The 12,698-nt window shown below is 38.5% G+C and carries 10 protein-coding genes; 5 read left to right on the forward strand and 5 right to left on the reverse strand.

All coding sequences use genetic code 11. From position 1 onward, the window contains the following. Positions 1-32: 32 nt before the first annotated feature. The 4 genes from F935_RS00530 to F935_RS00540 form a co-directional block, all read right to left on the reverse strand. A complete protein-coding gene (locus F935_RS00530; RefSeq protein WP_035365921.1) occupies positions 33-1,007 on the reverse strand; it encodes a patatin-like phospholipase family protein in 975 nt (324 codons plus the stop codon). 170 nt (positions 1,008-1,177) lie between these two features. Next, positions 1,178-2,653, reverse strand: coding sequence for an alanine/glycine:cation symporter family protein (locus F935_RS00535; protein WP_016137121.1), 1,476 nt, complete (start codon positions 2,651-2,653; stop codon positions 1,178-1,180). A 98-nt stretch (positions 2,654-2,751) separates the two neighbouring features. Beyond that, positions 2,752-2,919 carry a hypothetical protein gene (locus tag F935_RS18675; RefSeq protein ID WP_155237746.1) on the reverse strand — a complete coding sequence of 56 codons (168 nt, stop codon included), beginning with the start codon at positions 2,917-2,919 and terminating at the stop codon, positions 2,752-2,754. 157 nt (positions 2,920-3,076) lie between these two features. Further along, positions 3,077-3,280 (reverse strand): hypothetical protein, encoded by a 204-nt coding sequence (locus F935_RS00540; RefSeq protein ID WP_016137122.1) that lies wholly within the window; start codon positions 3,278-3,280, stop codon positions 3,077-3,079. 508 nt (positions 3,281-3,788) lie between these two features. Between F935_RS00540 and F935_RS00545 the strand changes: the two genes are divergently transcribed. After that, entirely contained in the window at positions 3,789-4,496 is a 708-nt protein-coding gene (locus F935_RS00545; protein ID WP_016137123.1) for a nitroreductase, read from the forward strand. A gap of 25 nt (positions 4,497-4,521) precedes the next feature. Here F935_RS00545 and F935_RS00550 read toward each other — a convergent pair whose 3' ends face one another. Further along, the gene (locus F935_RS00550) at positions 4,522-5,736 is read right to left on the reverse strand and encodes a multidrug effflux MFS transporter (RefSeq protein WP_016137124.1); all 1,215 of its coding nucleotides are present in this window, start codon (positions 5,734-5,736) and stop codon (positions 4,522-4,524) included. A 127-nt stretch (positions 5,737-5,863) separates the two neighbouring features. Here F935_RS00550 and yccS point away from each other — a divergent pair, with 127 nt between their 5' ends. The 4 genes from yccS to F935_RS00570 all read left to right on the forward strand — a co-directional run bounded on the left by yccS (position 5,864) and on the right by F935_RS00570 (position 12,352). Next, on the forward strand, positions 5,864-8,038 hold the full coding sequence (gene yccS, locus F935_RS00555) for a YccS family putative transporter (protein ID WP_035365923.1): 2,175 nt from the start codon (positions 5,864-5,866) through the stop codon (positions 8,036-8,038). Positions 8,039-8,138: 100 nt separating this feature from the next. Next, entirely contained in the window at positions 8,139-8,714 is a 576-nt protein-coding gene (locus F935_RS00560) for a hypothetical protein (RefSeq protein WP_016137126.1), read from the forward strand. A 155-nt stretch (positions 8,715-8,869) separates the two neighbouring features. Next, a complete protein-coding gene (locus F935_RS00565; RefSeq protein WP_016137127.1) occupies positions 8,870-11,452 on the forward strand; it encodes a PepSY domain-containing protein in 2,583 nt (860 codons plus the stop codon). A gap of 114 nt (positions 11,453-11,566) precedes the next feature. Further along, the gene (locus F935_RS00570) at positions 11,567-12,352 is read left to right on the forward strand and encodes a YdcF family protein (protein ID WP_035365941.1); all 786 of its coding nucleotides are present in this window, start codon (positions 11,567-11,569) and stop codon (positions 12,350-12,352) included. Positions 12,353-12,698: the final 346 nt, after the last annotated feature.

The raw sequence follows: 12,698 nt of genomic DNA on the forward strand, positions 1-12,698 counted from the left end.
TTTTATTTAATTTTCAAAAGATTAACGTTAAATTATTGAGTTTGTGCACTCAACCCTTCAGTAGACATATTCTGTTCAGCTATTTTTCCATCAATAACAAACTGAATATCTGAAAGTTTGGCATTGGCGGCATCGATGCCCGATTTCATGGTAGCTTCACGGCCTTTCACATCAAAAATATGCGCTTTTTCTCTTAAATCTGGCTGAATAACAACGTCTGCATATTGTAATTCTTCTGCTGCTAAACGACCTTGCATAATATTAATATTCTGGTTAAACAGTCCCCAGACATTCGATGTTTCTGTGTAAATCGGCTGAGCTAAAATATCAACAGCAATAATCACATCAGCGCCTAAGTCACGTGCAACCTCAACTGGTACAGGACTGACCAACCCACCATCGACATATTCAGATTTGCCAATTTTAGTGGGTACAAACATACTTGGAATTGAAGCAGATGCTCTTACGGCTTGCCCCGTATTACCATAGTTAAATACGGTTTTAGTACCATGCTTTAATTCGGTTGCAACCACATACATTGGGATTTTCATTTTTTCGAGTGGCATGTTGTTTACTTGCTGGTTCACGTAGTTTTCTACTTTTTTGCCATCAAAAAAACCTTTTAGACCGATACTAATATCACGCACATCGCCAGCTTTCATTTTTAAAGCAGTATCACGCAATTCAGCAGGACTTTTACCACTGGCATAAAGTGCTCCAACAATACTACCGGCACTGGTACCTACAATAAAATCTGGTCGAATACCATGTTGTTCCAAAACCTCAATCACACCAATATGGGCATAACCTCGTGCTCCACCGCTACCCAATACGAGCGCAACAACAGGACGCTTTTGCTGTTTTTTAATTCGTGCAAATGGCTGATCAACAGAGCGAGCATAGGCCTCCGTCGTTTGCGGTTTTAGAGTAGCAGACAAGTGTGTAGTGGTCTGGCATCCTGCCAACACCATAGAGAGTCCGAGAACCCACAATTTAAGCTGTTTCATGGCCTGTCTTCGCACTATGAGGTTTAAGTTCGGATTGCAATTTTAGTTGCTAGTCTCGTGAAAAGCTGTATCGAATTTATTTAATTTGTCATGTTTAAAATTTAGACTCAAGTATTTTATCTATCCCCTCTATGAAAAAGGCCCCTTATTTATAAGAGGCCTTTTGTAACTTACCAGATATCTGAATCGACTTTTTTCTTCAATTCCGGATATTTATCAATTTTAAACTCAGGCTCTTTAATGCCTTTTTTCAATTGTTCACGGTAATCTTTCAACAATGTGCGTGCCATCGGTGTTAACAGTAAAATTGCAATCAAGTTAATGGTTGCCATGATACCCATAAACAAGTCGGCCATAGACCAAACGAGTGGAACACTACCAATTGCACCGAAGTACACCATCACCAATACAAAAATTCGGAAGATGAACATGACTTTCGGATTGTTATTAATAAACTGCATATTACCTTCTGCATAGGCATAGTTACCTAGTACAGCTGAATAACAGAATAAGAATAATAGAACAGCAAGGAAGTCCGACCCCCAATGCCCAACTTGAGTTTCTAAAGCACGCTGTGTTAATTCAACACCGACAAAAGCTGTATCTTGGTAAACACCAGAAACCAAAATGATGATTGCAGTACTTGTACACACAATGAAAGTATCTACAAATACACCGAGCATTTGTACCAAACCTTGGTTTACAGGATGTTTTACATCAGATGCAGCCGCTGCGTTTGGTGCAGAACCCATACCAGCTTCGTTAGAGAATAAGCCACGCTTAATCCCTTGCATCATTGCCATTGACACTGCCGCACCAAAGAAACCACCTGCTGCAGACTTAAAATTGAAAGCATCGGTTACAATCAGCTTTAAAATATCAGGCAAAATTGCATAGTTACTGATTGCAATATAAAGAGCAACAGATAGGTAAAGACCTGCTTTTAAAGGTACAAACATCTCTGCAAATTTAGCGATACGCTTAATACCACCAAAAATTGCTAATGCAACTAAAACTACAAGAGCAAGACCAACCCATGAAATTTCTAGATCAATGCCACCTAAATGAGCAATAAAATTAGCTTTGTCCCAACCCCAAGCATGTGAAGATGCATTGGCAATCGCATTGATTTGAACTGAGTTGAATACGAAACCGTAGGTAAAGATTAATGCCAGTGCAAAGACCACACCAAAGGTTTTACTACGTAAACCTTGAGTAATATAGTAGGCTGGTCCACCGCGGAACTGTTTAGTCTTGCTATCTCTAACTTTAAATAATTGAGCAAGCGTAGACTCAATGAAAGCTGAGCTCATACCAAGAATAGCAGTAACCCACATCCAGAACACTGCACCTGGACCACCAATTGCGATGGCAATTGCTACACCAGCAATATTACCTACCCCAACACGGCTTGCAAGGCCAGTTACAAACGCCTGAAAAGGTGTAAGACCATGCTCATCTGCGCCTTCGGTACGACTGCTTTTCATCACTCGGATACTTTGCAGGAACATGCGAATTTGCACGCCTCCTGTTAAGACCGTATAAAAAATACCTACAGCCAGCAAGAAAATAACCAAAAAGTCCCATAAAGGGTCATTCAAAAATTTTACCCACGACATTAGTGTGGCATTGAGTTGTTCATTCATACTCGGTCCGCTTACGTTCCTTGCTAATGTGCTAAAAGCACATGCCAAAATACTGCAATAAACAAAAAGCCCCTAGAAACCGGGACTTTTCAGTAAATTCAAGAAAAAACTTTTAATGTCAATTGAATAGCAATTATCGTCACAAGTTTAAGCAACATCATGCCCAACACTAAGCCTTTGAAGGTTGCATGAGAGAAAGCGACCTTCAGATAAAATAGTATCATTGCACTACTGAACTTTTCCGCTTGCGGAAAAACAGTATGCATCGACTCAGCTACAAACTTGGAAACTAACAAATGACCACCGCTAAATAAACTCGTCTAATGATTCCCATCAGTTAAGCGAGTTTTACAAAATCTGGATTTAAGCCAATAAGCATATTTACATATACTTTTGAGCAAATGTCTAAACTGGATATAAATTTCAAAGACTGTAACGAGCCATCGCCATAACGCGACTATCTGCGCCCTTTTCTCTCTGATCAAAGAAGAGTGCGTTTAGACCTGTACTAAGCTGTTGTATTTTTTGTGACTCAGTAGCTGCTTGAGTTACGTTCATTTTCATGGTTGCAATGGTAATCGCCAATCCTTGTTTCATGAACTGCTTGTTGATGAGTGATAGACTCATGTAAAGCTCCTATACCTCGTGTATTTCTCCATTTCTGCAACTAAATCCTTTTGGTAAAGGGATTTTGTTTGCAGCCAGCATTTCCTAACGTGAGTATGGAGAAATCATACCTGCGTAAAAAAGTCGGTATTATGCAGAAATTTAAAGTTTTGTGTATATTTTTCATTAAAATTTTATATAAAAAATGGTCATCTTTTATATAAAACGATCCGTTTTGTACTGTTTTTAAACATATTATACCTTTTTTTCAATTGAATATTATTCACCCACTCACTGTTATGCTTTTATTTTTATAACCGACAAAATCACACTATTTTGTCTATTTAAATCTAAAGTGGCATATTCGAATTATGATTAATCAGACAATATGTCTAAACTAATTAAATTATCATACCTGTAAGAATATCTCTTTTCTAATATTTTTTGCTTATAAATGAAGTACTTTCAAAGCATGAAATTAAGCTTCAAAAAAGTATGAAATATTTAAGAAAAAGATATAGGAGTACTCATGAATCTGGAACAAGTTCGCCTCGTTGATGAAGCTATCACTTCTCGACATTCTGTCCGCGCTTTTTTAAATACTCCCATTGAGCCAGAAGTCATTAAAGATATATTACAAGTCGCAAGCCGAGCACCTTCTGGAACAAATACTCAACCATGGAAAGTCTATGTAATAACAGGAAACAAGCGTAATGAAATGGTTGAACGTGTCTGTGCAGCACAAATTGAGGTTTCAAAAAACCCAGAACTTGCAGAACAATATAAAGAAACTTTTGCCTATTATCCTGAAAAATGGATATCACCATTTATTGATCGCCGCCGCGAAAATGGTTGGGGACTCTACGGTCTACTCGAAATTAAAAAAGGCGAAAAAGAAAAAATGGCTGAACAGCAGTTGCGTAACTTTAAACTGTTTGATGCTCCAGTCGGCCTTTTCTTTACAGTAAATAAAACGATGGGAATCGGTTCTAAAATGGATATCGCCATGATGATCCAAAACGTGATGGTTGCTGCCAAGGCACGTGATTTAGATACATGCCCACAAGCAGCTTGGAACCATTTTCACCCTGTTGTTTTAGATATCTTGGGTGCGTCAGATGATGAAGAGCTCGTATGTGCAATCGCGTTGGGGCATGCTGACCCCAACCACATTGTAAATACCTTCATTACTCCTAGAGAACCGGTTGAAAATTTCACAGTTTTTCTAGACGAATAAGATCTAAGTCGCCATTCTTTTCAAACTATGAGAATGGCTTTGCTTTTACTTGTTGCACTGCTTTCAACACAACAATGAACCCACTCAGTGTAAATAACACCATCATCACGCCCATGTTGAGCGATGCAGACCAAATAAGAAAGTTAAGCAATATTCCACCCAAGAGACCACAAGCGAATTGCATACTTCCCATGATTGCACTGGCTGTCCCTGCGCGAGCACCTTGTTTAGACATTGCGAGCGCCATTGCATTTGGCCCGGTTAAACCAATGCCTGAAATAGCTAAAAATAGCCCTGACATAACAAGCCATAAAGGCGCAGCGGGAATTAAACCCGCAATAAATACGATAATGGCTCCAGTCACTTGCACGACTGAACCTGCTTTTAACCGTTTAGTGATTTCAACACGTGATGTTAAATGCTTATTTAAAGATGACATCAACATAATGCCAAAAGCATTTAGTCCAAATGCGTAAGCAAACTCTTGCTGATTAAGTCCGTACTGATCCATGAAAACCGCAGGTGCTGAGCTGATATAACAAAATAGCGCGGCTCCTGTTAAACACCCTGCAAACATAGGTAAGCGGAAACTTGCATCTTTGAAAATAGCCCCATAGAGGGTCACTACTTGATATGGTGAAAGCTTAAGTCTTTTATCAGTTGCCAAGGTCTCTTTAAAAAAGAAATGTACGCACAACCAACATATGACGCCAACAATTGAAAGGGCAATAAAAATAGCTTGCCAAGGGAACCAGATTAAAATCCATGCTCCAATCATAGGTGCCAAAATTGGTGCAAGTCCCATTACAATCATCATGCTTGAAAAAGCTTGTGCCGAGCCTTGAACATCTAATTTATCGCGTATTGCTGCACGAGCCATAACCACGCCAACACAGCCACCTAAAGCTTGCAAAATACGCGCAGCAATCAAGCCCCATTCATTTGTCGCCAACACGCAAAATAAGCTTGCGACTGCATAAAGCGCGAGACCAAAATAAAGTGGTTTTTTTCTACCAATTCGATCGCTTAGAGGACCATAAACCAATTGCCCAACAGCTAAACCCAAAAAGTAAGCTGGTAGTGTATTTGCCACCATTTGCGTACTCACCCCAAAATCATGCGCCATTTGCGGCAAAGCGGGTAAGTACATATCGATGGATAATGGCCCTAAAGCCGTAAGCAAAGCGAGCAACATAATCCAGCCAATAGAATATTGACGCTGGGCTGTTTGTTCAGACATAACGATATTTCATTTTTCAATCATTTGCATACAGACAAGCTTACACTGTCTATCGTATGATTTGTGCAACATTGGTGTAGAAATACACCAATCCTTTATCACTCAGGTTGATCAGCAAGGACTTCCTTTGAAATCTTGGTTTAAACGCCTAAAAAGAGCGACTTATAACACAACATTTATGTATAACGTGCGAATGCTGATAGCCTTTTCAGGAACTGCTTTCGTGCCTTATTTTTTGGGCCATCAATTAGCAACAATTCCACTTACTTTAGGTGTGGTCGCGGCAGGGTTAAGCGATATTGATGATCGCTTTTCCGTGCGAATCATGAACCTGATTTATACTTATATTGGGTTCTTCGTTACCGCAGCTTCTGTACAACTACTTTTCCCCTACCCAATGGCTTTTGCTTTGGGGTTAATTGCGTCATGTATTGGCTGGATTTTACTAGGCTCATTAGGACGTCGTTACGCAACCATCTCTTATGGCTGTCTGGTTGTTTCAGTCTATACCATGCTAGGTGTTCACCTTTTTGATCATTGGTATATCCAACCTGCCCTTTTAGTTGCAGGCGCCGCGTGGTATGGCCTCATTGCTACTATTAGCTTTTTATTATTTCCGGTTCGACAACTACAAGACAAACTGGCTGCTTCTTATGCATCCCTAGGTGATTTTCTTTTTGCAAAATCAAATTTGTTTGATGTAGATATGACTCCTGCCAGCTATCAGCAAAGTATGATTGAGCTGTCGTTAGAAAATGGTAAGTTAATTACGATTTTTAATGACTTAAAAACAGCTTTACTGACTCGTTTAAAAGGCGACCGCGGACAAAAAGATACACGCCGAAGCTTACATTATTATTTTGTTGCTCAAGATATTCATGAACGTGCTGACTCAGCCCATATTGACTATCAAAAATTAGCCAAAATTTTTCAGCACAGTGATATTTTATTTAGATTCCAACGAATTTTGGCGATTCAAGGCAAAGCTTGCCAAGAGTTGAATGAATGTATTTTGCAACGTAAACCCTACAACCATAATAAAAGGTTTAAACAAAGCTTTGAAAACCTACGCCTCTCTTTAGAGAAGTTACGTCGTGATCAACATTATGACCTTTTATGGGTAAATGCTCTTTTCGCCTTATACCAAAATTTAAAGTCTATCGACTCCCAATTACTCAACTTGGAAACTGAACAACACATTCAATCTGATAAAGTAAAACAAGCCGAGAACCAGCTTAAAGATGATGATTTACAAGGATGGAATGATATCGTCATCCGAATAAAACAAAACTTAACTCCCGAATCTGTGTTGTTCCGCCACGCAATTCGTGTATCGATTGTTTTGTTTATTGGATATGTGTTTATTCAAATGACCCATATTGAATATGGCTACTGGATTATGCTTACAGCCCTATTTGTAAGCCAACCCAACTTTAACGCGACCAAGCGCCGCTTACGTTTACGAATTGTTGGGACATTAGTTGGTATTCTCGTTGGACTTGCGATTATCTTCTTAATTCCTTCGACCGAAGGACAACTATTCATGTTGATATTAAGTGGGGTCCTGTTTTTTGAATTACGCAGTAAACAATATGCGCAGGCAACTGCCTTTATCACCATTTTGGCATTAATTAACTTTAATCTAGACGGTTCAGCAATGGCTGCTGCCGTTCCTCGATTTGTAGATACCTTAATGGGATGTGCTTTAGCTTGGTTTGGTGTGACCTTTATTTGGCCTGACTGGAAATTCCGACGCTTACCTCGCAACATCAGACGCTCGCTACAAGCCCAATGTAATTATTTAGCTGAAGTCGTTAAACAATATCATGAAGGCCGTAATCATGCGCTAAATTACCGAATTGTACGTCGAGCTGCGCATAATACAGATGCTGAAGTTGCTTCGCTTATTTCAACTTTAGCAACTGAACCAGACTTTGACCCGACTCGTAAATCCGATATTTTTGAATTTTTATGTTTAAACCATACATTTTTAAGTTATATCGCAGCACTTGGGGCACATCGAGAAAATATTCAGGATCAAGCTGTTCTTAAACTATTAGATCAAGCACTTGATGATATTCAAGGTGCTCTATTAAGAGACGAAATGCCTGATCTTACAGCACAAAATATGCTCCAAACGATTCGTCAACGTCTAAGCCAAAATGATGAAAATGACCAAAAATCACTCATTATTTTACAGCAACTCTCGCTCATGCTTGGTGTGTTGAACCGATTTAGTATGTTAAAACAACGGTTAAGTCATGATCTTGATAATGATGCCAGTGAGCTTGCATCATTATAAATTTGCCTCGGAATTTAGTATTAAATTGGCATAATATCCTTTCCTGACCTATGCCAATTAGTGCTAAACTTAAAACAGTTTACAATTTGTTATTTGCACTATGACCGCGAAAACTTTATACGCTTATACGCTTCAGCCTGTTCCCTATGACGTGTCAGAAGCTGAACAACGTAATGCTCAGCTTCTTATCTGGCGCAGCACCAATAAAATCAGCACAAAAATTTGGGCGATTATGGGTGCAGTTTTAGTCCTAGCTATTTTAGGTCTTGTTCTTATCAAGAACTACTCTACTATTTTTTGCTGGGTTGCTATTGTCGCTGTAGTACTTTACTACCTAGGTCGTAAATACGGATTAGAATGGTACGTTAAACGCAAAATGAATGAATTTCCGGTACAGGAAATCAAAGGTATTCGTTTAGGCGTGCAGCCTCATGGTATTGTGATGCGTCAAAAAATGGGTCAACAAGAAGGCGTTGGTACAATTGGATGGAAAAACATCTACGAATGGTACAATGCACCTGATTTCATCTTGGTAAATTTCAAAGTAAAAGATCCAAAAGGCCAAGAACAACAAGGTGCTTATATTTTACCTAAGCGCATGGATTCTAAAAACTTCTCGTTCAATACGATTCGTACACATCTAAAAGAAACTGTAGGCGAACCGAAAACCCTGTAAGTTTTGATTTTATAGAAAGCCTCCTTATGGAGGTTTTTTATTGCAGTAAAACCAAATGATAATGAAAATTAATATTATCTCCAAAATCCATATTATCTACTCAATCTTCGGCTATACTTCGTTACAAGATCTCCATCATATTTACATTTTCGACCATGTTTAAAAAAATTTTATTTCAAATTCATTGGTTTCTGGGTATTACTGCTGGCCTCATCTTATCTATTATGGGTGTAACAGGTGCAATTTATTCTTATGACCAACAGATTTTAAAATGGGTGAATTCTGATAGTTATGTTGTTCAAGCTGAAAACACACCGAAATTAACCCCTGCTCAGCTATATCAACATTTCAATACAACTCAGCCTGAAATTAAAATTAATAGCATTACGATTGCCAAGGACCCCACCTCTTCTTCTGTTGTGAATATTGAAAAAGAAGGTGAACGCCGTGGCTACAATATGATGGTTAACCCGTATAACGCTCAAGTTCTGCCCGATGTTAAAGGCCGAAAGTTGTTGTTACTCATACAACAAATTCATCGTAATTTAACCGTAGGTGAAGTTGGTAAGCAAATTACTGGTGCTTGTGCCTTAATGCTCATTTATTTTGTCTTGAGCGGATTATATTTACGCTGGCCTAAAAAGCATTCTGCCCGTCAATGGCTCGCTGTTAAACCGAAATTGAAAGGCCGAAATTTTATTTGGGATCTACATGCTGTTGTAGGTACATGGGTCATTGTTTTTTATCTTCTTTTCGCATGTACGGGTCTATATTGGTCTTATGACTGGTGGCGTAGTGGCATGTTCAAAGTGATGGGCGTTGAACAACCTAAACCACAAGGCCATGGCTCTACTCCTCAAAATCACGGAATGCAACAAGGCAAACGATCTGACCGTAATAATGATAAAAAAGCAGAGCCACAATTAGATAATACTCAGGTCATTACGGCACTTAATCAAACATGGAGCGGCTTCAATAGTCAAATTGGACGTGATTATTCAACGCTAACATTAAGTTTACCTAAAAAAGATGATGGAAAAATTGAGTTAAGCTTTGTCGATGCGATGCCACAACACGAACGTGCACGCAACCAAGCCATCTATAATTATCAAACTGGCAATGTCGAAAAGATGGAGCTTTACGAAGATAAAAAGCTTAATCAAAAGATCATGAGCAGTATGTTACCCGTGCATCGTGGTAGCTTCTTTGGACCAATTTATCAATTTGCTGCAATGCTTGCTTCATTGGCAATGCCTCTGTTTTTGGTTACAGGATGGATGCTTTATCTTAAACGCCGTAAACAGAAAAAATTAACACAGGCAGCTCGTCAGTCTTTAGCTGGACAATACATTGATCCAAATGCAAAACCTTGGCTTATTACCTATGCAACTCAAACAGGTGTAGCCGAACAACTCGCTTGGAGTACCGCAACAAGTTTACAGGAAGCTCATCAACCAGTTCAGGTTAAACCTGTACAGCAGCTAACCCAATCTGATTTAGAGCAGCATGAGCAGGCTCTATTCGTGATCAGTACTTATGGTACTGGTGATGCACCTGATCTCGCGACAAGCTTTGCTAAAAAGCTTTTAAAAGAAAATCTAGATCTTAAACACATCAACTATGCTGTTTTGGCCTTAGGTTCTAAAGAATATCCTGATACGTATTGTAGTTTTGGACATGCGGTAGATGTCTGGCTTAAAACTAATGGTGCTCATGCCCTCTTTAGTACAATTGAAGTTGATAATGCAAACTTATCGGATATTCAAAACTGGAATCAGGCACTCGCCAAAACAACTAAATTAGATTTGCATGCTGTAAATTTAGAAAAAGTCTTTGATACATGGATATTGCAACAACGTGACTTACTCAACCCAAATAGCTTAGGTCAACCTGCTTATAATATTGAGCTTAATGCAAAGCACGAAGCACTATGGCAAGCGGGTGATATTGCTGAAATTCAACCTGGCAATAGCCCTGAACGTATTCACGATTTTCTGCAGAAGCATCATATTCTAAAAAATACCAAAGTTGACTCATTACAGATTTCGATTGAGAAAGCACTTTGGAATAAAGATTTAACCGGTGAAATTGAACCATTTGCTAATGTAGATCATCTATTAGAACAACTCCCGACTCTACCAACACGTGAATATTCGATTGCCAGCATTCCTTCCCAGCAAGTGCTTCGTTTAGTTGTTCGTCAACAATATGATCAGGCTGGAAATTTAGGTTTAGGTTCTGGATGGCTGACTCAACACACGCAAGTCAATGATGAAATTGCTTTACGTATTCGTACCAACGAATCATTCCATCTTATTGATGACAACCGCCCTATTATTTGTATTGGTAACGGCACCGGAATTGCGGGCTTAATGAGCCTATTACATACACGCACTCGTCATGATTACACTGAGAACTGGTTTATCTTTGGTGAACGTCAAAGATCATGTGATTTCTTCTATGCATCAACAATTGAAGCATGGCAAACAACAGGAATGTTAAAACGCTTAGATTTAGCATTTTCCAGAGATCAAGAACAACGCGTATATGTTCAAGATGTAATCCGTCAAAATGCAGCCGAATTAGTAAGCTGGATAGAACGCGGTGCTATTCTCTATGTCTGCGGTAGTATTGATGGCATGGCAAGCGGAGTCGACCAAGCACTTGTTGAAATTCTAGGTGATGAACAGCTAGATGAATTAAGACAACAAGGCCGTTATCGCCGTGATGTTTATTAAAGGCTAATAAATAAAAAAACCGAGTAATAGCGCAAATGCTTTACTCGGTTTTTTATTGCATTCAGAATGATTTTGCATACACTGTCTGCAATTCAAATTGCAACTCTAAACACAATGCAAGTCAGTAAGTGGATCCGTATTTTCCTAGTAATCATTGGTTCAATTTTATTTCTAGATGGGCTAGTTCTAATTTGTCTCAATAAAATTAATCTTGGCACAATTATCCCTTTAATTTTGGGCGCATTCTTCTGCCTCTATTCTTTATTTTATTATCATTTAGAGCGTTTTTTCTTCTATCATTACCGCTTACATACTTTTTGGCGTTTCGGTTGGTTATGCCTCTGGATCTGGCTAATTAGCTTAGGCTATTTCTTTGACTTTATTAAAGAGAATAAAGAAACAAGCCAAAATCTTCCTCCAGTAAATGCCATCATTGTCTTAGGTAGTGGTGTTGAAAATGGTCAACCATCCAAAACTCTTGCAAAACGTTTAGATACAGCTGCCCCTATTGCTCTAAAACAGCTTCAAGCAAAAGTTGTTTTAACAGGCGGTCTGGATTTTTCAGAAAAGGAAAGCGAAGCATTAGTGATGTCTCGTTATCTAGAGCAAAAGTATCATGTAGCAAAAGAACGAATGATACTTGAAGATAAAAGTACCAGTACTGAACTTAATTTAAAAAATAGTAAGCCTCTATTAGCACAGCAAAACATTACCCTTAACCAACCAATAGCTATTGTAACAAGTGATTTTCACACTCCACGCGCAGCGGCTATTGCTAAAAAACAAGGTTATACGCAAGTTTATACAGTAGCTGCAGAAACACCATTAGCTACTCGCTACAACTCTTGGTTACGAGAATACTTTGCTTTTGCGAGTGGATGGTTTTTAAAAGAATATTAAGACGAACTAATTTAAAAACTGCTATTAAAAATAGCAGTTTTTTTATCTAAGAAATATTCGCTCTTGCCACAAATGAATTTAATAAAAATTATAAATAATGCGTATAGATCTAAATCGTTATGTACAAGCGAGTAAGGTGAGTTTAATGAGAATAAAGTGCCTAATCGGTCTAAAATAAAACTCTTAATAAATTTTTTGGAAAATATTTTTAATTTATAACTCAGACTATAACGACTTAAATCAGTCAAATAATTCGTTCAGCTATTAAATAATTCAAATTATACGTTCAAGTCGTTCAAGTCGTTCAAGTCGTTCAAGTCGTTCAAGTCGTTCAAGTCGTTCAAGT

The organism is Acinetobacter calcoaceticus ANC 3811, from assembly GCF_000399665.1.
Classification (GTDB): Bacteria; Pseudomonadota; Gammaproteobacteria; order Pseudomonadales; family Moraxellaceae; genus Acinetobacter; species Acinetobacter calcoaceticus_B.